Source organism: Geodermatophilus sp. CPCC 205506, assembly GCF_051383635.1.
Taxonomy (GTDB): domain Bacteria; phylum Actinomycetota; class Actinomycetes; order Mycobacteriales; family Geodermatophilaceae; genus Geodermatophilus.
The window spans coordinates 24,481-45,561 of record NZ_JALPKP010000045.1 but is presented as its reverse complement, the minus strand read 5'-3'; the positions used below and the strand labels follow the sequence as shown (position 1 = coordinate 45,561).

Below are 21,081 nucleotides of genomic sequence, written 5' to 3'. Positions count from 1 at the left end.
CGAGTTGGTGGCCGGCGCCCGGCGCGCCCGGGGCGCGGCCCGTGGCCCGGCCGGGGTGGCGTTGGCCGAGCGCGAGGAGGACCTCGGTCCCGCGGCGGCCGACGTCGTCGTCGAGTCGCCGGAGTCGGTGCGGCCCGAGCCGCGCACCGGGGCGACCGCGGCACCGCGGCCGGGTGCCCGCCCGCAGCGGCCGGGTGCGCGCCGGTCCGGCAGCTCGTCGGCCAAGAAGCGCCGGTGAGCGCCGGAGCCGTGCCGGCCGCCGACGCCGGCACGCCGCCGCTGGACGAGCTCATCGCGGCGCTCGCGGTCGACGTCCCGGACTTCCCCAGCCCGGGCGTCGTCTTCCGCGACCTGACGCCGGTCTTCGCCGACGGGCCGGCGTTCCGCCGGATGGTGGCGGGACTGGCCACGGCCTCGCTCGCCGACCCCCGGGTCGCCGCCCTGGCGACCGACGGCGATCCGGGCTTCGACGTGGTCGTCGGCGTGGAGGCCCGCGGCTTCCTGCTCGCCGCCGCGGTCGCGGTGCAGGCCGGCGTCGGCGTGGTGCCGGTCCGCAAGGCCGGCAAGCTGCCCCGCGAGCGGGTGTCGGCGGACTACACGCTGGAGTACGGCACCGCCACCCTCGAGCTGCACACCGACTCCATCCGGCCCGGCCAGCGGGTGCTCCTCGTCGACGACGTGCTGGCCACCGGCGGCACCCTGGCCGCCGCGGTCGCGCTCGTCGAGGGCCTCGGCGGCGTGCTGACGGCGGTCGCGGTGGTCGTCGAGCTGGCGCGGCTCGGCGGCCGCCAGCGGGTCGCCCCGCGCGCCGTGCACGCGCTCTGGACCACCTGAGGGGGACACCGTCGACCCGGCGGGCACGCGGCGACACGCGGCCCGACTAGCATGGGGTGGGTCGTCTCTCCTCCGGCCTGCAGGAGTCGCCATGGGCCCCGACGCCGCCACCAACGTGGCTGCCCCGCGGCCCGATGCGCCCGCCCTGCCCGCCGGCACCGGCACCGAGGCCCCCGAGCAGGCTCCGGTCGAGCGACCGCCGCTGCCCAGCCGGCCGGTGGTCCGCCGTCCCGACGACGTGGGATCCGAGCCGCCGGGCGAGCAGGACGTCCAGGGCGCGCCCAAGCGCCGGGTCCGTGACCGGCTGGCCCGGCGGATCGTGGCCGGCCAGCGCAGCGGCGTCGTCCGGCCGGTGCTCGAGCCGCTCGCGGCGCTGCACCGGCAGAGCCACCCCAAGGCCGATCTCGCCCTGCTGCAGCGCGCCTACGACGTCGCGGAGGGCGCGCACGCAGCGCAGAAGCGCAAGAGCGGCGACCCCTACATCACCCACCCGCTCGCGGTGGCCACCATCCTGGCCGGGCTGGGCATGGACACCACGACGCTGGTGGCCGCGCTGCTGCACGACACGGTCGAGGACACCGGCCAGACGCTGGAGTCGATCACCGAGGCGTTCGGGCCCGAGGTGGCCCACCTGGTCGACGGCGTCACGAAGATCGACCGGGTCAAGCTCGGTGACGCGGCGCAGGCCGAGACGATCCGCAAGATGATCGTCGCGATGGCCCGCGACCCCCGGGTGCTGGTCATCAAGCTGGCCGACCGGCTGCACAACATGCGCACGCTGCGCTTCCTCCCGCCGGAGAAGCAGGAGAAGAAGGCGCGCGAGACGCTGGAGATCCTCGCCCCGCTGGCCCACCGGCTGGGTATGAACACCATCAAGTGGGAGCTCGAGGACCTCGCCTTCGCCACGCTGTACCCGAAGCGGTACGACGAGATCGTCCGCCTGGTGGCCGAGCGGGCGCCGTCGCGGGACACCTACCTCGCCGAGGTCACCACCGCGGTCACCGACCAGCTCAAGGCCGCGAAGATCGAGGCGGTCGTCACCGGCCGCCCGAAGCACTACTACTCGATCTACCAGAAGATGATCGTGCGCGGCCGCGACTTCGCCGACATCTGGGACCTCGTCGGCATCCGCATCCTGGTCGACTCCGTCCGCGACTGCTACGCCGCGCTGGGCATCATGCACGCGCACTGGCAGCCGGTACCGGGGCGGTTCAAGGACTTCATCGCGATGCCGAAGTTCAACATGTACCAGTCGCTGCACACGACGGTGATCGGGCCGCAGGGCAAGCCGGTCGAGCTGCAGATCCGCACGCACGACATGCACCGGACCGCCGAGTACGGCATCGCCGCGCACTGGAAGTACAAGGAGAAGGCGCGGGCCGGCGGCAAGCCCGCGGCCGGGGAGTTCGGCGGCGCCAAGGCCGGCTCGCCCGACGACATGCTGTGGCTGCGCCAGCTGCTGGACTGGCAGCGCGAGGCGCAGGAGCCCGGCGAGTTCCTCGAGACGCTGCGCTACGACCTCGGTCCGCAGGAGGTCTTCGTCTTCACGCCCAAGGGCGACGTCGTGAGCCTGCCGGGCAACTCCACCCCGGTCGACTTCGCCTACGCGGTGCACACCGAGGTCGGTCACCGCTGCATCGGCGCCCGCGTCAACGGCACGCTGGTGTCGCTGGACAGCACGCTCAACAACGGCGACGTCGTCGAGATCTTCACCTCCAAGTCACCGACGGCCGGCCCGTCGAAGGACTGGCTGTCCTTCGTCGGCTCCTCCCGCGCCCGGACCAAGATCCGGCAGTGGTTCACCAAGGAGCGCCGTGAGGACGCCGTCGAGGCCGGCAAGGAGGCGCTGACCCGGGCCATGCGCAAGGCCGGGCTGCCCCTGCAGCGGCTGCTCGGTGGCGAGGCGCTGTCCACGCTGGCCAAGGACCTCCGCTACGCCGACGTCACCGCGCTGTACGCAGCGGTGGGAGAGCACCAGATCTCGGCCGCCTCGGTGGTGGAGAAGCTGCTCAACGCCCTGGGCGGCGCCGAGGGCGCCGTCGAGGACATCGCCGAGACCGCCATCCCGACCAAGCGGCCGGTGCACCGCCGCCCGGCCGGCGGTGACCCGGGGATCGTCGTCCACGGCATGAGCGACGTCTGGGCCAAGCTCGCCAAGTGCTGCACCCCGGTCCCCGGTGACGGCGTGCTCGGCTTCGTCACCCGCGGCGGCGGGGTGAGCGTGCACCGCACCGACTGCACCAACGCCGAGGACCTCAAGCGCAAGCCCGAGCGGCTGGTCGAGGTCGAGTGGGCCAGCCAGCCGGGGGCGGTGTTCCTCGTGGCCATCCAGGTGGAGGCGCTGGACCGCCACCGGCTGCTCTCCGACGTCACCAAGGCGCTGGCCGACGAGCGGGTCAACATCCTGTCCGCGTCGGTGCAGACCAGCCGGGACCGGGTGGCGGTCAGCCGGTTCACCTTCGAGTTGGCCGACCCGGCCCACCTGGGTGCGGTGCTGCAGACCGTGCGCAACGTCGACGGCGTGTTCGACGTGGAGCGCGTGACGGCCTGAGGTCCTAGACGACGGTCATCGACTCGATGCTCACCGGCACGGTGGGGGCGCCGCCGCCGGGGCTCGGGTCCATGGAGCCGTCGTTGCCGTTGGTGGCCACGACGTCGAGGACGGCCAGCCCCGCGTCGTCCACCGTGCCGACGACGGTGTAGTCCGGCGACAGCTGGCTGTCGCCCCAGACGAGGAAGAACTGGCTGCCGTCGAAGCCCTGCCCGCTGTTGGCCATCGCGATGGTGCCGCGCGGATAGGTCTCCTCGCCGGTGACCTCGGTGGGGAAGGTGTAGGTCGGCCCGCCGGCGCCGGTGCCGGTCGGGTCGCCGCACTGCAGCACCTGGAGCCCCGCGCTGTCGACCTGCCGGTGGCAGGGGGAGTCGTCGAAGAAGCCCACCTCCGCCAGGTGGACCAGGCTGGCCGCGGCGCACGGGGTGGCCTGCTGGTCGAGGGTCAGGGTGAGGTCGCCCAGGTTGGTCGACATCAGCAGGTCCACGGTGCCCTCGGCGGGCACGTCGTCGGCCGGCGGCCGGACGTCGATGAGATAGGGGTTGCCCGACTCGTCGGTCGACCAGTCGCAGCTCACCGTCCCGCCCGAGCCGGCGCCGCCGCCCCCGTCGGAGCCGCCGCCCGGGCCGGCCTGCTCGCCGGAGTCCGGCGCGCTGCCGGAGCAGGCGACCAGGGCCAGCAGGGCCCCGGCCAGCCCGGTCGCGGCCCGCAGCCGCGCCGTCGCGGACGCGGTCACGCGGCGATCGTCATCGTCTCGATGCGGACCTCCTGGGTCGGCGCGCCGTCCCCGGGGCCGTTGCTGGCGTCGTTGCCGTTGGCGGCGATGGTGTCCAGGGTGGCGAGCCCGGCCTCGTCGATGGTGCCGACGACGGTGTAGTCGGGGGAGAGCTGGCTGTCGCCGTAGACCAGGAAGAACTGGCTGCCGTCGAAGCCGTCGCCGCTGTTGGCCATGGCCAGGGTGCCGCGCGGATAGGTCTCGCTGCCGGTGACCTGGGTGGGGAACTCGTAGGTGGGGCCGCCCCGGCCGGTGCCGCTCGGGTCGCCGCACTGCAGGACCTTGAGGCCCTCGCTGTCGGTCTCCCGGTGGCAGACGGTGCCGTCGAAGAAGCCCTGGCCGGTCAGGTACGCGAAGCTCGCCGATGCGCACGGCGCGGCGGCCTGGTCCAGGGTCAGCCCGACCGGGCCGAAGTTCGTCGTCATGGTCAGCGCGGTGGTGCCCGAGGGGGTGACCTCGGCCGGCGGCGTCCCGACCTCGGTCAGGTCGGGGTTGCCGGAGGCGTCGGCGGTGAAGTCGCAGGTGCCGTCGCTGCCGTCGACGGCCGGTGCGGAGGACGACGGCGTCGGGTCGGCGGCGGCCGAGTCGGCCGGGTCGTCCCCGCCGACGCCGGTGATCAGCCAGACGGCCCCGAGGACGAGCAGCACGGCGACGACGGTGACGCCGATCAGCACGTTGCGCCGGCGCTTGCGGGCCAGCTCGGCGCGGCGCTCGAGTTGACGCTGCAGGCGGCGCTGGGCGGCCTGCCGCCGCTGCTTGTTGCTGGGCACGGGTGGTACTCCTCGGACGGACGGGTGCTGCGGCGGGGCGCGGCTGGCAGCCGGGAGGCGCGTCCACGCACCGCTGGTCGATCCGCGAGTCTAGGTGGCGATGCCGCCGCTCCACCGGCAGCCGGAGAGCCCCGGAGCGGCGGAACCGCCCCGCGTAACCTGCACGGGTGCTCATCCGCTCGTTCCCGGCCGGCGCGTTCGGCACCAACTGCTACGCCGTCGCCCCCGGGCCGCGGCAGGAGTGCGTGGTCGTCGACCCCGGCATGGACGCCGTCGAGCCGCTGGCCCGGATGCTGGCCGAGGACGGCCTCAAGCCGGTCGCCGTCGTGCTCACCCACGGCCACCTCGACCACACCTTCTCGGTGCTGCCCGTCTGCGACGGCTACGACATCCCCGCCTACCTCCACCCGAGCGACTTCGGCATGCTCGCCGACCCCGCCCGGTGGCACGGTCCGCAGCTGGCCCCGCTGATCGCCGGCGTCGCGCTACCCGACCCCTCCGACGTCCTGCCGCTCGACGACGGCGCGGTGCTCTCGCTCGCCGGCGTCGAGCTGACCGTCCGGCACGCGCCGGGGCACACCCAGGGCTCCGTGGTGTTCTCCGTCGACCTGGGCGAGGCGCCGGGGCTGCTGGCCGGCGACGTCCTCTTCGCGGGGTCGGTGGGCCGCGTCGACCTGCCCGGCGGGTCCTGGGACGCGATGCTGCGGTCGCTGCGGGACGTCGTCCTGCCGCTGGACGACGCGACCGTGGTGCTGCCCGGGCACGGGCCGGCCACGACGATCGGGCGGGAGCGGGCGACCAACCCGTACCTGGCCGAGGCGGCCGCCGGTGCGGGTCCCGCGCCGAAGGGGCGCGGGCTGTGAAGACGACGGGGGAGCGAGCAGCGCTCCAGGCTGGGGGCACCTCCCGCTTGCGGGGGACAGCGACCGAGGAGCGGAACGAGCCCGGAGTCGAACGGAGGGCGCTGTGAGCAATGGCCTGACCGCGCCGAAGGGCACCTTCGACACGCTGCCGCCGGAGTCGGCGCGCTTCCTGGCCGTCCGCGACACGCTCACCGCGCCCCTGCGGCGGGCCGGCTACGGCTACGTCGAGACGCCGGTGTTCGAGGAGACCGCCGTGTTCTCCCGCGGGGTGGGGGAGTCCACCGACGTCGTGACGAAGGAGATGTACACCTTCGACGACCGCGGGGGCCGCTCGCTCACCCTCCGCCCGGAGCTCACGGCCGGGCTCATGCGGGCGTTCATCGAGCACCGGCTGCACACCGGCGCGCTGCCGGTCAAGCTGTGGACCGTCGGCTCGGCGTTCCGCTACGAACGCCCGCAGGCCGGCCGCTACCGGCACTTCACCCAGGTCGACATGGAGGCCCTCGGCGTCGACGACCCCGCGCTGGACGCCGAGGTGGTGGCCCTCGGCGTGCAGGGCTTCCGCGACCTGGGGCTGACCGACTTCGAGCTGCTGCTCACCTCGCTCGGTGACGCCACCTGCCGGCCGCAGTACCGCGAGCTGCTGGTGGACTTCCTCGCGAAGCTGGACCTGGACGAGGACACCCGCCGGCGTGCCGAGATCAACCCGCTGCGGGTCCTGGACGACAAGCGCCCCGAGGTGCAGGCGCAGCTCGACGACGCCCCGCTGATGGTCGACCACCTGTCGGACTCGACGAGGGCGCACTACGACGCCGTCCGCCAGCACCTCACCGACCTCGGCGTCACCTGGACCGAGGCGCCCCGGCTGGTGCGCGGGCTGGACTACTACACGAAGACGACCTTCGAGTTCGTGCACAACGGCCTCGGGGCGCAGTCGGCGATCGGCGGCGGCGGCCGCTACGACGGGCTGTCCGCGGCGCTGGGCGGGCCGGACGTGTCGGGCATCGGCTACGCGGTCGGCGTGGACCGGACGCTGCTGGCCGTGGCGGCCGAGGGCCTGGACATCGGCGCGGCGGCCGGGGTGCAGGCGTTCGTCGTCCCGCTGGGGGCCCAGGCCAAGCGGCTGGCGGTGAGGCTGGTCGGGCAGCTGCGCGCGGCCGGCGTCTCGGCCGACACCGTCTACGGCGACCGCGGGCTCAAGGGCGCCATGAAGGCCGCCGACCGGTCCGGGGCCTCGCACGCCGTGGTCATCGGGGAGCGCGACCTCGCCGAGGGGGTGGGCCAGCTCAAGGACCTGCGCACCGGCGAGCAGACCGCCGTCCCGGTCGCCGAGCTGTTCCAGACGGTGCGACGTGCGACGGTGGGGGAGTGATGGAGCAGCGACCGCTCGGGCGGACAGGGGCCGACGTCAGCGTCGTCGGCCTGGGCACGTGGCAGCTGGGCGCCGAGTGGGGGGACGTCGACGACGACGCGGCCGCAGCGGTCCTCGACGCGGCGCTGGACGCGGGGGTGACGCTGTTCGACACCGCCGACGTGTACGGCGACGGGCGCTCCGAGCAGCGGATCCGGCGGGCGCTCGTGGCCCGGTCGGACCGGCCGTTCGTCGCGACCAAGGCCGGTCGCCGCGCCGATCCGTTCGAGGCCGCCCAGTACACGCCCGAGAACCTGCGCGCCTGGATCGACCGGTCGCGGCGCAACCTCGGCGTCGACACCCTCGACCTGGTCCAGCTGCACTGCCCGCCGCCGGCGGTCTACTCCGACGAGCGGGTCTACGACACGCTCGACGGGTTGGTGGCCGACGGCGCGATCGCCGCCTACGGCGTCTCGGTGGAGACCGTGGCCGAGGGGCTGACGGCGCTGGCGCACCCGGGTGTGCAGACGATCCAGGTCATCCTCAACGTGTTCCGCCGCAAGCCGCTGGAGGAGCTGCTGCCCGCGGCGGCCGAGGCGGGGGTCGGCGTCCTCGCCCGGGTCCCGCTGGCCAGCGGCCTGCTCACCGGCAAGTACGACGAGTCGACGACGTTCCCGCCCGACGACCACCGGAACTTCAACCGGCACGGCGAGGCCTTCGACGTCGGCGAGACCTTCGCCGGCGTGCCGTTCGAGGTCGGCGTCGCAGCCGCCCGAGAGGTCGCCGAGGTCTCCGGAGACGCCCCGACGGCGGCGTTCGCGCTGCGCTGGGTCATCGACCAGCCCGGCGTCACCACGGTGATCCCCGGCGCCCGCTCCGTCGAGCAGGTTCGCGGCAACGTCGCGGCCGCCTCGCTCGCCCCCCTCACCGACACCCAGCTCGCCGACCTCGAGCGCGTGTACGACGAGCGCATCCGCGCCCACGTGCACGACCGCTGGTAACCCGAAAGGCAGTTCCTGTGCTCCGCACCCACGACGCCGGCACGCTGCGCGCGACCGACGCCGGTTCCACGGTCACCCTCGCCGGCTGGGTGGCCCGCCGCCGCGACCACGGCGGGGTCGTCTTCCTCGACCTGCGCGACGCCTCGGGCTACGTCCAGGTCGTCGTCCGCGAGGAGGAGGCACACCACCTGCGCAACGAGTTCTGCGTGCTGGTCACCGGGGAGGTGCGCCGCCGCCCGGAGGGCAACGAGAACCCCGAGCTGCCGACCGGGGAGATCGAGGTGGCGACCTCGGCCCTGCGGGTCCTGTCCACCGCCGCGCCCCTGCCGTTCCCGATCGAGACCGACCAGGCCGCGTCCGACGACGTCCGCTACCGGTACCGGTACCTGGACCTGCGCCGGCAGGGCCCGGCCCGCACCATCCGGCTGCGCAGCGAGATCAGCCGGATCGCCCGCGGGGTGATGGCGCGGCACGGGTTCGTCGAGGTCGAGACGCCGAACCTCACCCGCTCCACGCCCGAGGGGGCGCGGGACTTCGTCGTCCCCGTCCGGCTGCAGCCGGGCAAGTGGTACGCGCTGCCGCAGTCGCCGCAGCTGTTCAAGCAGCTGCTGATGATCGGCGGCCTGGAGCGCTACTACCAGATCGCCCGCTGCTTCCGGGACGAGGACTTCCGCGCCGACCGGCAGCCGGAGTTCACCCAGCTCGACTTCGAGATGAGCTTCGTCGAGCGCGACGACGTCCTGGCCGTCGTCGAGGACGTCGTCCGCGCACTGTGGCGGGAGCTGGCGGCCTACGAGCTGCCGGAGATCCCGCGGATGAGCTACCGCGAGGCGATGGACCGCTTCGGCTCGGACAAGCCGGACCTGCGGTTTGGCATCGAGCTGACCGAGCTGACGTCCTACTTCGCCGACACGCCGTTCCGGGTGTTCCAGGCGCCCTACGTGGGCGCCGTGGTCATGCCCGGGGGCGGGTCGCAGCCGCGGCGGGCGTTCGACGCCTGGCAGGACTGGGCGAAGTCGCGCGGGGCGCGGGGCCTGGCCTACGTGACGATCGCCGAGGACGGGACGCTGGGCGGGCCGGTCGCGAAGAACATCTCCGAGGAGGAGCGCGCCGGCCTGCTCGCGGCCGTGGGCGCCCGGCCCGGGGACTGCGTGTTCTTCGCCGCCGGCCAACGGCGCTCGTCGCAGGAGCTGCTGGGGGCGGCCCGCAACGAGATCGCCAAGCGGCTGGAGCTGATCGAGCCGGGCAGCTGGTCGTTCCTGTTCGTCGTCGACTTCCCGATGTTCGAGGAGACCGAGGACGGCGACTGGACGTTCATGCACCACCCGTTCACCTCGCCGACCCCCGAGTGGCGGGAACGGTTCGCCGAGGACAAGGCCGGCGCGCTGTCCGACGCCTACGACCTGGTGGTCAACGGCAACGAGCTCGCCAGCGGCTCGGTCCGCATCCACGACGCCGACCTGCAGGAGCGGGTGTTCGAGACCCTCGGGATGTCGCGCGAGGAGGCCCGCGAGCGGTTCGGCTTCTTCCTCGAGGCGTTCGCCTACGGCCCGCCCCCGCACGCCGGCGCCGCGCTCGGCTGGGACCGGCTGACGGCGCTGCTGGCCGGGGTGGAGTCGATCCGCGAGGTCATCGCCTTCCCGAAGACGGGCGCCGGGTTCGACCCGCTCACCGGCGCGCCGACGCCGATCTCCGACGCCCAGCGCAAGGAGGCGGGCATCGACGTCCAGCCGGAGGAGCCGGCGCTGCCCGGCGAGCCGGGCGCCCCGGGGCCGACCAACCCGGCGCACTGAGTCACTCGGCGACCTCGGGGGGCCAGACGACGCGGAAGCGCTCGAAGACCACCTCGAGGTCGTCGGACCACTCGCGGCCCCGGGCGGCCAGGGTGCGGCGGAAGTAGCGTTCGTGCCCGGCCAGCCAGCCGGCGCGGGTGCGGTCGCCCTCGCCCTCGTCCCAGGCGAAGGTGTCGTCGACGCTGGCCAGGGGGCCGATCCGCAGCTCGACGCTGCGCAGCACGCAGCGGGGGACGCCGGCGCCGTCGCAGACGACCCAGTGCCCACCGATCCGGGGCAGCGGTTCGCCGTCGGCGGCGAAGTCGGCGACCAGCCCGGCCGTCGCCCGCTTGGTGCCGGCGAGGACCAGCGCGAGCAGCTCGTCGGCCAGCGCGACGCCGTCACCGAACCGCTCGACGGTGGGCTCCTCCAGCGGCGGGGCGGGGAGCGTGGCGACGTAGTCCCGCCACAGCGCGGACGCCGCGTCGCGATCGAGGTCGCCCGGCTGGTCGGGAGTCACGCCGGTAGTTTGCTGGACATGCCGCTGCGTGCCCGCACCCTGCTCGGACCCGGCCCCTCCAACCCCTACCCGGAGGCGACCGTCGCCCTCACCCAGCCGCTGCTGGGCCACCTCGACCCCGTCTTCCTGGGGATCCTCGACGAGACCTCCGACCGGCTCCGCCAGGTGTTCGGGACGACGAACCGGCGCACCCTGCCGCTGTCGGCGACCGGGTCGGCGGGGATGGAGGCGTCCTTCGTCAACACGGTCGGCCGCGGGGACGTCGTGGTGGTCGCCGTCAACGGGCTGTTCGGCGAGCGCATGGTCGACGTCGCCTCGCGCTGCGGCGCGGAGGTGGTCCGCGTGGACCACGAGTGGGGACAGCCGGTCGACGCCGAGCGGGTGCTGGCCGCGCACCCCTCGCCGAAGCTGATCGCCGCCGTCCACGCCGAGACCTCGACCGGCGTCCGCTCGGACCTCGAGCCGCTGGCCGCCGGCAAGGGGGAGGCGCTGCTGCTCGCGGACTGTGTCACGTCGCTGGGCGGCATCCCGGTGCGCCTGGACGACTGGGGCGTCGACCTCGCCTACTCGGGCTCGCAGAAGTGCCTGGGCGTGGCCCCGGGACTGGCGCCGTTCACGATCAACGAGCGGGCCTGGGAGCGGCGGATCGAGAAGCCGCAGAGCTGGTACCTGGACCTCGGCATGCTCGGCGGGTACGCCGGCGAGGCGGCCGGCTCCGGTGGCCGCACCTACCACCACACCGCGCCGACCGGGATGGTCGTGTCGCTGCACGCGGGCCTGGGCCGGGTGCTCGAGGAGGGGCTGGACGCGGTGCACGCCCGGCACGCCGAGGCCGGCCGGCTGCTGCACGACGGGCTGCAGGAGCTCGGGCTGGAGCTGTTCGCCGCCGAGGGGTACCGGCTGCCGGAGCTGACCACGGTCCGCGTGCCCGACGGCGTCGACTCCGCCGCGGTGCGCAAGGAGCTGCTCGAGCGCTACGACCTCGAGATCGGCGGCGGCGTCGGGGCGTACGCGGCCACCGTCTGGCGGATCGGCCTGATGGGTCACAACGCCCGGCCGGACACGGTCGCTCTCGTGCTGGCGGCGCTGCGCGAGGTGCTGGGCCGCTGAGCCCCCCGCGTGATTTGTTTCCCCCGGTTGATCATCGCCGTCCGGCGGCTGCCCTCGGCGCGCCGGACAGCTCCCCGACGATGATCAACGGGGGGAGGGGCGCCATCCGCGGGTCGTCAACGCCCGGCGCGTGCGGTCGACGACGAGCCGCGGTCCGCCGACGTGCCGGGCGGCGAAGCGGAGCACCAGCCAGCCGTCGGCGGCCATGAGCGAGTAGCGGTCGATGTCCCGGCCGAACTGCCCGGCCTCGGCGTGCTGCCGCCCCTCGTACTCCAGCACGACCTTCCACGCTTCGTAGCCGAGGTCCCCGTGCGCGACGACCCGGCCCCACCGGTCGCGCACGGGCACCTGTGGCTGCGGCTCGGGGAGGTCGCTGCGCACCAGCCAGTACCGCATCAGGCTCTCCGGGCGGGACATCGCCAGGGCAGACAGCAGCGGTGCGCACTCCCGCGCCCGCACCACCCCGCGGCGCGACGCGCCCGGGCCAGCCGGCGGTCGAGCCCGTCCGGGGTGAGGCGGCGTCCGGCGGCAGGGCGGTGCTCAGGAGCGCCAGCCGCTCGTGCCGTCCAGCCGGACGTGGAGGTCGTGGCTCAGGTGGCCGCGTCCCGGCGGGATCTGTGGAGGAGCGCCGGGCCTGTGGACGCGCCGGCAGCCGAGTTGATCATCGTCGGGTGGGGGCCCGACGCGCCGCAGGCGACCGCCACCCGACGAGATCAACTGCGGGAGGGGTCAGGCGTTGAGGCGGACGAGCTGGTCGGGGCTCAGCTGCAGGTGTGCCGCGGCCGCGGAGTCGACGATGGACGCCGGCCGCGACGCCCCCGGGATCGGGATGACCGCGTCCGACTGCGCCAGGTGCCAGGCCAGCGTCACCTGGTAGACCGACACGCCCAGCTCCTCGGCGACCGCGCTGAACGCCGGCGCGGTCGCGTCCAGCGACCCCGCCGCCGACACCCCGCCGAAGGGGCTCCACGGCAGGAACGCCAGCCCGTGCGCGGCGCAGTGGCTCACCTCGTCGGCGGAGAACCGCCAGCCGGGCGAGAACTGGTTCTGCACGCTCACCAGCGCCGGACCCACGATCGACCGGGCGACGTCGATCTGCGCGACGTCGGCGTTGGAGATGCCCACCATCTGCACCAGCCCGTCGTCGGCCAGCGACCGCAGGGCCCCCATCGACTCCTCCCAGGGCGTGTCCGGGTCGGGCCGGTGCAGCTGGTACAGCCCGATCGCCTCGACGCCGAGCCGGCGCAGCGACGCCTCGCAGGCGCGACGCAGGTAGGCCGGCGTCCCGTCGAGCCCCCAGTCCGAGCCGCGCCGGGTGTGCCCGCCCTTGGTCGCCACCAGCACGTCGGCCGCGCCGGACCCGTACGAGGCGAGCGCCGCGGCCACGACCGACTCGTTGTGGCCGAACTCCGCCTCGTCGTGGGAGTAGGCGTCGGCGGTGTCGATGAGGGTCACGCCGGCGTCGAGCGCGGCGTGCACGACCGCCTCCGCGTCGGCCGGCGACGGCCGGTCGCTCTTGGTGGACAGGGGCATCGCGCCGAGCCCGATGGCGCTGACGGTCCGGTCCCCGATGTGTCGCTTCTGCACGGGGCTGTCGTGCCCCGCGGGTAGCGTCGCAACCGTGAGTTCGCTGTTCGACCCGGCGCCGGAGGAGACCCCGGCGGTCGACCCGGGCGCCCCGCTGGCCGTCCGGATGCGGCCGCGCGCGCTCGACGAGGTGGTCGGCCAGCAGCACCTGCTGGGTCCGCGCGCCCCGCTGCGCCGGCTGGTGGAGGGCGACGAGCCGATGTCGCTGGTCCTCTACGGGCCGCCGGGCACCGGCAAGACGACCCTGGCGCACGTCATCTCCCTGGCCACCAAGCGGCAGTTCGTCCAGCTGTCGGCGCTCGACTCCGGGGTCAAGGAGGTCCGCGCGGTCATCCAGAGCGCCAAGCGCGAGCTCACCTACGCCGGACGGCGCACCGTCCTGTTCATCGACGAGGTCCACCGCTTCTCCAAGACCCAGCAGGACTCGCTGCTGTCCGCCGTCGAGGACCGGATCGTCAGCCTGATCGCGGCCACCACCGAGAACCCCTTCTTCTCCGTGGTCAGCCCGCTGCTGTCGCGCAGCCTCGTGCTGGCCCTTCAGCCGCTCTCCGACGACGACGTCCGCGCGGTGCTGCGTCGGGCGCTGACCAGCGACCGCGGGCTCGACGGGGCCGTCACGCTCACCGAGGAGGCCGAGGAGCACCTGCTCCGGGTGGCCGGCGGCGACGCCCGCAAGGCGCTCACCGCGCTGGAGTCGGGCGCGGGCGCGGCGAAGGCCGCGGGCACCGACGTGCTGGACCTGGCCACGCTGGAGACGGCGGTGGCCCAGGCGGCGGTCCGCTACGACCGGCAGGGCGACATGCACTACGACGTCGCCAGCGCGCTGATCAAGTCGATCCGCGGCAGCGACGTCGACGCCGCGCTGCACTACCTGGCCCGCATGGTGGAGGCGGGGGAGGACCCCCGCTTCATCGCCCGGCGGCTGGTCATCTCCGCCAGCGAGGACATCGGCATGGCCGACCCGACCGCGCTGCTCACCGCGGTCGCCGCCGCGGACGCGGTCGCCTTCATCGGCATGCCGGAGGGGCACTTCCCGCTGGCGCACGCCGTCGTCCACCTGGCCACGGCGCCTAAGTCGAACGCGATCACCGTGGGCATCGGCGAGTCGGTCGCCGACGTGCGCGCCGGCCTGGCCGGCCCGGTCCCCCCGGGCCTCCGCGACGCCCACTACGCGGGCGCCAAGAAACTCGGCCACGGCTCCACCTACCGCTACCCGCACGACGCGCCCGACGGGATCGTGCCGCAGCAGTACCCGCCCGACGCGCTCGTCGGCCGGGACTACTACCGCCCCACGAGCCGGGGCGCCGAGGGGCCGATCGCGGCCCGCCTGGCCAAGCTCCGCGCGATCGTGCGCCGCGGCCGCTGACCGCCCGGCGGGGCACGGACGGGCGCCCGGGCCCGCGACTACTGTGACCACGCCGGGCCGACGCCCGCCGGCAGGTCCGGGGCGGGACGCACCGCCGGCCGAACCGCCGCAGACGACGAGGAATCAGTCGCCGAGGAACAGGAGACCGCGTGTCCGCAGGAGAGTGGGCCGGCTTGATCGCAGCCCTGGCCCTGGTGCTGCTGGTGGTGCTGCTGGCCGTCCCGATCCTCAAGCTGGGGCGCACCCTCGACGAGGCGACCCTCACCATCCGCCAGGCCCGGGAGCAGAGCGCCCCCATCCTCAGCCAGGCCTCGACGACGGTCGCCCACGTCAACAGCAACCTCGAGCGGGTCGACGACATCACCGGCAACGCGGCCAACGTGTCGAGCAACGTCGCCGCGCTGAGCAGCGTCGTCGCCGCCACCCTGGGCAGCCCGCTGATCAAGGCCGCCGCCTTCAGCTACGGCGTCCGCAGCGCCGCGAAGAAGAAGCGAGAGGGCCAGGCGATCGCCGACGCCGCCGCTCGTGACAAGGCCGCGCGGCGCGAGCGCCGGGCCGCCCGGCGGGCCGCCTGATGCGCCGGCTGTTCTGGCTCGCCATGGGCATCACCATCGGCGCGCTCGTCGTCCGCAAGGTGTCCCGGGCCGCCGAGAAGCTCACGCCGCAGGGGATCGCCGGCGCCCTCGTCGAGGGGCTGCGCGACCTCGCCGACGCGATCGGGGAGTTCGGCGCCGACGTCCGCGCGGCCGCCGCCGAGCGGGAGCAGGAGCTCCGCGCCGGCACCGGCCTGGACGCCCCGCTGCCCACGGGGGACCAGATCCAGTTGCCGGCCCGTCGTGGGGCGCACGCCGCCGACCACTGACCACCTCACCGCCCGCGGGCGCCGCCGCCCGCACCTCGACTCCCGAGTAGGACCATGCAGACCGCCGAGATCCGCCGCCGCTTCCTGGAGCACTTCTCCACCCGCGGCCACACCGTCGTGCCCAGCGCCTCGCTGGTCTCGCCCGACCCGTCGCTGCTGTTCACGGTCGCCGGCATGGTGCCGTTCATCCCGTACCTCACCGGCCGCGAGCCCGCGCCCTACCCGCGGGCGACCAGCGTGCAGAAGTGCGTGCGCACCCTCGACATCGAGGAGGTGGGCAAGACCACCCGCCACGGCACGTTCTTCCAGATGAACGGCAACTTCTCCTTCGGCGACTACTTCAAGGAAGGCGCGATCCAGTACGCCTGGGAGCTGGTCACCGGGTCGGTGGACGGCGGCGGGCTGGGCTTCGACCCGGAGAAGATCTGGGTCACCGTCTTCCACGAGGACGACGAGGCCGCCGACGCCTGGCGGCGGATCGCCGGGCTGCCCGACGAGCGCATCCAGCGCCGCGGCTACAAGGACAACTACTGGCACACCGGCCAGCCCGGGCCGGGCGGGCCGTGCAGCGAGATCTACTACGACCGCGGTCCGGAGCACGGCCGCGACGGCGGTCCGGTCGTGGACGAGGACCGCTTCCTCGAGATCTGGAACCTCGTGTTCATGCAGTACGAACTCGACGACGTGCGGAGCAAGGAGGAGTTCCGCATCGTCGGTGACCTGCCCAAGCAGAACATCGACACCGGGATGGGCCTGGAGCGGGTCGCCTACCTGCTCCAGGGGGTGAACAACCTCTACGAGATCGACGAGGTCTCACCGGTGCTGCGCCGCGGCGCGGAGCTCGCCGGCGTCACGTACGGCCGCGATCACGACGCCGACGTGCAGTTGCGCGTCGTCGCCGACCACGTGCGCAGCGGGCTGATGCTCATCGGGGACGGCGTCACCCCCGGCAACGAGGGCCGCGGCTACATCCTGCGCCGGCTGCTGCGCCGCGCGATCAGCTCCATGAAGCGGCTCGGCGTCGACGAGGCCACGCTGCCCGAGCTGCTGCCGGTCTCCCGCGACGCGATGAGCCCCAGCTACCCCGAGCTGGCAACCGACTTCGGCCGGATCTCCGCGGTTGCCTACGCGGAGGAGGAGGCCTTCCGCCGCACCCTCACGGCCGGGACGACGCTGTTCGACACCGCGGTGCGGGAGGCGAAGAAGAGCGACCGGCCGCGGCTGTCCGGCGACCAGGCGTTCTCGCTGCACGACACCTACGGATTCCCGATCGACGTCACCCTCGAGATGGCCGCCGAGCAGGGCGTCGCCGTCGACGAGGACGGGTTCCGCGCGCTCATGCAGCAGCAGCGCGACCGGGCCCGCGCCGACGCCCGGGCCAAGAAGACCGGCTCGGTCGACGTCCTGGCCTACCGCCGGCTGCTGGCCGACCACGGCCCCACCGACTGGCGGGCCTACGACACGCTGCGGACCGAGTCGCGCGTGCTCGGCGTCGTCTCCGACCTCGCCGACGAGGAGGGGGCGAGCGCCACCGCCGGCCCGGGCGAGATCACCCGCGTGGTCCTCGACCGGACGCCGTTCTACGCCGAGTCCGGCGGCCAGGTGGCCGACGCCGGCGTCCTGACCTGGGACGGCGGGCGGGCCGAGGTGCTCGACGTCCAGCGCCCGGTCAAGGGCCTGGTCGCCCACCAGGTGCGGGTGCTCGAGGGCGAGCTGCGCGAGGGCGCCGAGCTGGTCGCCGAGGTGGACCGCGAGTGGCGGCTGTCGGCCTGCCAGGCGCACTCGGGCACCCACGTGGTGCACGCGGCGCTGCGCCAGGTGCTCGGCCCGCAGGCGCTCCAGTCGGGGTCCTACAACCGGCCCGGCTACCTGCGGCTGGACTTCGCCTGGCAGGGTGCGCTCACCGCCCAGCAGCGGCACGACATCGAGGACGTCGCCAACGCCGCCGTCCGCGCCGACCACCGGGTCACCGCCAGCTACATGACCCTGCCCGAGGCGCGGGCCTTCGGCGCCCTGGCGCTGTTCGGCGAGACCTACGGCGAGCAGGTGCGCGTCGTGGAGATCGGCGGCCCGTGGTCGCGCGAGCTCTGCGGCGGCACCCACGTGCAGGGCAGCGCCCAGATCGGCACCCTCGCGCTGACCGGCGAGTCCTCGGTCGGCTCCGGCTCCCGCCGGGTCGAGGCGGTCGTCGGGCTGGACGGGTTCCGGTACCTGGCCCGCGAGCGGGACCTCGTCCGCCAGCTGGCCGACCTGCTCAAGACCCCGACCGACGGCATCGCCGAGCGGGTGAGCGGCATGCTCGCCCGGCTGCGGGACGTCGACAAGGAACTCGCCGAGCTGCGCGCCCAGCAGACCCTCGCGGCGGCCGGCGAGCTGGCCGCCGGAGCCCGGGACGTCGGCGGGGTCGCCGTGGTCACCGGCTCGCCGGGCGGCCTGGGCGGCGGGGATCTGCGCACGCTGGCCCTCGACGTGCGCGGCCGGCTCCCGGCCGACCGTCCGGCGGTCGTCTTGCTCGCGTCGGAGTCGGAGGGCAAGGTGGCTGTCGTCGCGGCCCTCAACCCGGCCGCCCAGGAGCGTGGGCTGTCGGCCAACGACGTGCTGCGCGCGGCGGCGGCACCGGTCGGCGGCCGCGGCGGCGGCAAGACAGACGTGGCCCAGGGAGGCGGGACCGACCCCGCCGGCATCCCCGCGGCCCTCCAGGCCGGCGAACAGGCGGTCGCGACCGCCACAGGGAGGTGAGCGAGGTGCCCGAGCAGCGCCCCGACGAGACCGGTCCGGTGGGGGAGCGCCGGGTGCGCCGCCCGGCGGTGCCCCCGGCCCGGCCCCGCCCCACTCCGCCGCCGGTGCGGCACGAGACCACAGAGATCGACCTGTCCGCCGGGTTCCCGCCGGTCCGGCACGAGACCTCGCAGATCGACCTGTCCGGCGGCCTCCCCGGCGGGTTGCCCATCCCGCCGCGGCGCCAGCGGCAGGGTCGCCGGCTCGGCATCGACGTCGGCACGGTCCGGGTGGGGGTGGCGATCTCCGACCCGAGCGGCACGCTGGCCACCCCGCTGGAGACGGTGCAGCGGGCACGGAACGAGTCCGACCTCGACCGGATCGCCGACCTCGTGGTGGAACACGAGGTGACAGAGGTGATCGTGGGGGAGCCGAGGCACCTCTCGGGTGCGTCGGGCGCGTCGGCGAAGGAGGCGCGTGCCTACTCTCGGGCACTCGCCGGGCGCATCGGCAGCGTGCCCGTGCACCTCGTCGACGAAAGGCTCTCCACCGTGACCGCAGCCAGTTCCCTCCGGGCGAACGGTCTGGACAGCCGTCAGCAGCGCTCGGTGATCGACCAGGCGGCCGCCGTGGTCATCCTCCAGGCCTATCTGGACGCCCAGCGGGAGCGGTCGTGAGCGATCCGGCCCCGTCCGCGCGGCGGGGCCGGCACGCGTCGCCCGAGGACCGCACCACCGGCCCGCTGCCGGGCAACGGCAGCGCCCGCCCCGTCCCGCCGCGCTGGACCGACGGCCAGGAGCGCGCGGCCCACCCGTCGGCCCCGCTGCCCGACCTCCCCCCGCGGCCGCCCGGTGCCTGGTCCCGGATGCAGCGCCGCACCGACGTCGGTCGTGACGACGACGCGACCGTGGCCCAGCCGCTCACCGCCGGGCCCCGCCTCCACCCGGACGACGACCACGGCACCGCCCACCCCGACCCGCACGGCTGGGACGACGAGCACGAGTCCACCGGCGGCCTGGAGGTCCTGGGGGCCTCCGGCGCCGACGACCACCGCCGGTTCCGCCGCGGCCACGGCGACGACGGTCACGACGGCGAGGGCGGCGGGGGCCGCCGGTCCGGCCGCCGGCGCAGCCCGCTGGCCGTCGTCCTCTCCCTCGTCGTCCTCGTCGGCCTGGTGGCCGGCATCGTCTTCGGCGGCAAGGCGCTCATCGACCTGGTCAACCCGCCGAGCCAGGACTTCGCCGGCCAGGGCTCGGGCAGCGTCGAGGTCCGCATCGCGGTGGGCGACACCCTCAGCGACATCGCGCGCAGCCTCGTCGACGCCGGCGTCATCGCCTCGGTGGGCCCGTTCGTCGACGCCGCGGAGACCGAGCCGGCGGCGCGCGGCATCCAGCCCGGCGTCTACGCGATGCGGTCGGAGATGAGCGGCCAGGCCGCCCTCGACCTGCTGCTCGACCCGGCCACACGGCTCTTCTCGCGGGTCACCGTCCCCGAGGGCTTCACGGTGCAGCAGATCCTGCAGCGGCTGTCGGAGGGCACCCAGACCCCGGTCGAGGAGCTGCAGGCCGCCGCGGGCGACCACGCCGCGCTCGGCCTGCCCGCCTACGCCAACGGCCAGCTCGAGGGCTTCCTCTTCCCGGCCACGTACGACTTCCAGCCCGACGACACCCCGACCGACATGCTCCGCGCGATGGTCGGCCGGTTCACCGAGACCGCCGCCACCATCCAGCTCGAGCAGCGGGCCGCGGCGGCCGGGCGGTCGGTCTTCGACATCGTCACCGTCGCCTCGATGATCCAGTCGGAGACCCGGCTGGACGAGGAGCGGGTGGACGTCGCGCAGGTCGTCTACAACCGGCTGGGCCAGGGCATCCCGCTCGGCATCGACGCCACCCTCGCCTACGGCCTGGGCAAGAACGGCAACGACCTCACCGTCACCGACCTGCAGACCGACAGCCCGTACAACACGCGCACCCGGGCCGCGCTGCCGCCCACGCCGATCAGCTCGCCCGGCGAGGCCAGCCTGGAGGCGGCGCTCTCGCCGTCGGCCGGGAACCTCCTGTACTACGTGCTGGAGTCCGAGGACGGGAAGCACTTCTTCACCGCCGACTACGCGGAGTTCATGGCGGCGCGCGAGCGGTGTGCCGCCGCCGGCCTCGGCTGCGGTGGCTGACCGGAGGACTCCGGGCACGGCCGTCGGCACCCGGCGGGCGGCCGTGCTCGGCCGCCCGGTGGGGCACTCGCTGTCCCCGTTGCTGCACCGGGCCGCCTACGCCGCGCTCGGCCTGACCGAGTGGACCTACGACGCCCTGGACATCGGCGCCGAGGACCTCCCGACCCTGCTCGCGGGGCTCGGCGAGGAGTGGCGCGGCTTCTCGGTCACCATGCCGTGCAAGCAGGCGGCGGCCGACGTCGCCGACGTCGTCGAGCCGCTGCCGCGGCTGCTGCACGCGGCCAACACGCTGGTGCGCACGGACGCCGGCTGGCGGGCGGAGAACACCGACGTCACCGGGATCGGCATGGCACTGCAGCTGGCCGGCGTCGAGCAGGTCGAGCGGGCCGCGATCCTCGGCGCCGGGGGCACGGCGGCGGCCGCGGCCGTCGCGCTGGCCTCCCTGGGCGCCGAGCACGTCGACGTCGTCGTCCGGGAACCGATCCGCGCCGGGGACCTGCTGCGGGTGCTCGACACCCTCACCGTGCCGACGACGGTCGTGTCGCTGGAGCAGGCGGTCGTCGACGCGTCGGTCGTGGTCAGCACCGTCCCCGTCGGAGGGCAGCCGGTCGTGGCCGCGCTGCCCTGGCGGGCCGGACAGACCGTCCTCGACGTGCTCTACGACCCGTGGCCGACCCCGCTGGCGACGGCGGTCGCCGACGCGGGCGGCGCGGTGGTCGGCGGGCTCGAGGTGCTCTTCTGGCAGGCCACGGTCCAGGTCGAGCTGATGACCGGGCAGCCGGCGCCGATCGCGGAGATGCGCGCGGCGCTGGACGCCCGCTGACCGCCGCC

19 protein-coding genes and 1 pseudogene are annotated in these 21,081 nt (G+C 74.6%); 15 read left to right on the top strand and 5 right to left on the bottom strand.

Annotation, left to right across the window (positions count from 1 at the left end; translation table 11 throughout):
- The 3 genes and pseudogenes from MY520_RS21750 to MY520_RS21740 form a co-directional block, all read left to right on the top strand.
- Positions 1-238 (top strand): annotated as a pseudogene (locus tag MY520_RS21750) (protein translocase subunit SecF); the annotation flags it as partial.
- A complete protein-coding gene (locus tag MY520_RS21745; protein ID WP_436694656.1) occupies positions 235-834 on the top strand; it encodes an adenine phosphoribosyltransferase in 600 nt (199 codons plus the stop codon). The pseudogene MY520_RS21750 and the gene MY520_RS21745, both read left to right, overlap by 4 nt.
- 91 nt (positions 835-925) lie before the next feature.
- On the top strand, positions 926-3,385 hold the full coding sequence (locus MY520_RS21740) for a RelA/SpoT family protein (RefSeq protein WP_436694655.1): 2,460 nt from the start codon (positions 926-928) through the stop codon (positions 3,383-3,385).
- 4 nt (positions 3,386-3,389) lie between these two features.
- Here the strand turns inward: MY520_RS21740 and MY520_RS21735 are convergent, their stop codons facing one another.
- Positions 3,390-4,121, bottom strand: coding sequence for a peptidylprolyl isomerase (locus tag MY520_RS21735; protein WP_436694654.1), 732 nt, complete (start codon positions 4,119-4,121; stop codon positions 3,390-3,392).
- Positions 4,118-4,930, bottom strand: coding sequence for a peptidylprolyl isomerase (locus MY520_RS21730; protein ID WP_436694653.1), 813 nt, complete (start codon positions 4,928-4,930; stop codon positions 4,118-4,120). The genes MY520_RS21735 and MY520_RS21730 overlap by 4 nt, the downstream gene beginning before the upstream one ends.
- Before the next feature lie 167 nt (positions 4,931-5,097).
- Here MY520_RS21730 and MY520_RS21725 point away from each other — a divergent pair, with 167 nt between their 5' ends.
- From MY520_RS21725 to aspS, 4 genes are all read left to right on the top strand, one after another.
- Positions 5,098-5,793, top strand: coding sequence for an MBL fold metallo-hydrolase (locus MY520_RS21725; protein ID WP_436694652.1), 696 nt, complete (start codon positions 5,098-5,100; stop codon positions 5,791-5,793).
- 103 nt (positions 5,794-5,896) lie between these two features.
- Positions 5,897-7,165 (top strand): histidine--tRNA ligase, encoded by a 1,269-nt coding sequence (hisS, locus tag MY520_RS21720; RefSeq protein WP_436694651.1) that lies wholly within the window; start codon positions 5,897-5,899, stop codon positions 7,163-7,165.
- Positions 7,165-8,145, top strand: coding sequence for an aldo/keto reductase (locus MY520_RS21715; RefSeq protein WP_436694650.1), 981 nt, complete (start codon positions 7,165-7,167; stop codon positions 8,143-8,145). The genes hisS and MY520_RS21715 overlap by 1 nt, the downstream gene beginning before the upstream one ends.
- A gap of 17 nt (positions 8,146-8,162) precedes the next feature.
- Positions 8,163-9,938, top strand: coding sequence for an aspartate--tRNA ligase (gene aspS, locus MY520_RS21710; protein WP_436694649.1), 1,776 nt, complete (start codon positions 8,163-8,165; stop codon positions 9,936-9,938).
- A 1-nt stretch (position 9,939) separates the two neighbouring features.
- On the opposite strand, the gene MY520_RS21705 is transcribed toward aspS, so the two are convergent.
- Positions 9,940-10,437: an ASCH domain-containing protein gene (locus MY520_RS21705; protein WP_436694648.1), complete on the bottom strand. Its 498-nt coding sequence runs from the start codon at positions 10,435-10,437 to the stop codon at positions 9,940-9,942.
- 18 nt (positions 10,438-10,455) lie between these two features.
- Between MY520_RS21705 and MY520_RS21700 the strand changes: the two genes are divergently transcribed.
- The gene (locus tag MY520_RS21700; protein ID WP_436694647.1) at positions 10,456-11,547 is read left to right on the top strand and encodes a pyridoxal-phosphate-dependent aminotransferase family protein; all 1,092 of its coding nucleotides are present in this window, start codon (positions 10,456-10,458) and stop codon (positions 11,545-11,547) included.
- Positions 11,548-11,631: 84 nt separating this feature from the next.
- On the opposite strand, the gene MY520_RS21695 is transcribed toward MY520_RS21700, so the two are convergent.
- On the bottom strand, positions 11,632-11,943 hold the full coding sequence (locus MY520_RS21695; RefSeq protein WP_436694646.1) for a DUF559 domain-containing protein: 312 nt from the start codon (positions 11,941-11,943) through the stop codon (positions 11,632-11,634).
- Between the two features lie 333 nt (positions 11,944-12,276).
- Positions 12,277-13,134: an aldo/keto reductase gene (locus MY520_RS21690; RefSeq protein ID WP_436694645.1), complete on the bottom strand. Its 858-nt coding sequence runs from the start codon at positions 13,132-13,134 to the stop codon at positions 12,277-12,279.
- A 34-nt stretch (positions 13,135-13,168) separates the two neighbouring features.
- Between MY520_RS21690 and MY520_RS21685 the strand changes: the two genes are divergently transcribed.
- The 7 genes from MY520_RS21685 (at position 13,169) to MY520_RS21655 (ending at position 21,073) form a co-directional block, all read left to right on the top strand.
- Positions 13,169-14,500: a replication-associated recombination protein A gene (locus MY520_RS21685; protein ID WP_436694644.1), complete on the top strand. Its 1,332-nt coding sequence runs from the start codon at positions 13,169-13,171 to the stop codon at positions 14,498-14,500.
- 149 nt (positions 14,501-14,649) lie between these two features.
- Positions 14,650-15,075: a DUF948 domain-containing protein gene (locus tag MY520_RS21680; RefSeq protein ID WP_436694643.1), complete on the top strand. Its 426-nt coding sequence runs from the start codon at positions 14,650-14,652 to the stop codon at positions 15,073-15,075.
- Positions 15,075-15,362 carry a hypothetical protein gene (locus MY520_RS21675; RefSeq protein ID WP_436694642.1) on the top strand — a complete coding sequence of 96 codons (288 nt, stop codon included), beginning with the start codon at positions 15,075-15,077 and terminating at the stop codon, positions 15,360-15,362. Before MY520_RS21680 ends, MY520_RS21675 begins: the two co-directional genes overlap by 1 nt.
- A 54-nt stretch (positions 15,363-15,416) precedes the next feature.
- Positions 15,417-18,101 (top strand): alanine--tRNA ligase, encoded by a 2,685-nt coding sequence (gene alaS, locus MY520_RS21670; RefSeq protein ID WP_436694641.1) that lies wholly within the window; start codon positions 15,417-15,419, stop codon positions 18,099-18,101.
- A gap of 5 nt (positions 18,102-18,106) precedes the next feature.
- Entirely contained in the window at positions 18,107-18,757 is a 651-nt protein-coding gene (ruvX, locus tag MY520_RS21665) for a Holliday junction resolvase RuvX (RefSeq protein ID WP_436694640.1), read from the top strand.
- Positions 18,754-20,250: an endolytic transglycosylase MltG gene (gene mltG / locus MY520_RS21660; RefSeq protein ID WP_436694639.1), complete on the top strand. Its 1,497-nt coding sequence runs from the start codon at positions 18,754-18,756 to the stop codon at positions 20,248-20,250. Before ruvX ends, mltG begins: the two co-directional genes overlap by 4 nt.
- Positions 20,243-21,073 (top strand): shikimate dehydrogenase, encoded by an 831-nt coding sequence (locus MY520_RS21655; protein WP_436694638.1) that lies wholly within the window; start codon positions 20,243-20,245, stop codon positions 21,071-21,073. The genes mltG and MY520_RS21655 overlap by 8 nt, the downstream gene beginning before the upstream one ends.
- Positions 21,074-21,081 lie beyond the last annotated feature (8 nt).

Bases quoted from the DNA above. Each gene is read 5' to 3' on its own strand.
- MY520_RS21700 (WP_436694647.1), top strand. From the start codon at position 10,456: ATGCCGCTGCGTGCCCGCACCCTGCTCGGACCCGGCCCCTCCAACCCC.
- MY520_RS21740 (WP_436694655.1), top strand. From the start codon at position 926: ATGGGCCCCGACGCCGCCACCAACGTGGCTGCCCCGCGGCCCGATGCG.
- MY520_RS21675 (WP_436694642.1), top strand. From the start codon at position 15,075: ATGCGCCGGCTGTTCTGGCTCGCCATGGGCATCACCATCGGCGCGCTC.
- alaS (WP_436694641.1), top strand. From the start codon at position 15,417: ATGCAGACCGCCGAGATCCGCCGCCGCTTCCTGGAGCACTTCTCCACC.
- MY520_RS21715 (WP_436694650.1), top strand. From the start codon at position 7,165: ATGGAGCAGCGACCGCTCGGGCGGACAGGGGCCGACGTCAGCGTCGTC.
- MY520_RS21695 (WP_436694646.1), bottom strand. From the start codon at position 11,943: ATGCGGTACTGGCTGGTGCGCAGCGACCTCCCCGAGCCGCAGCCACAG.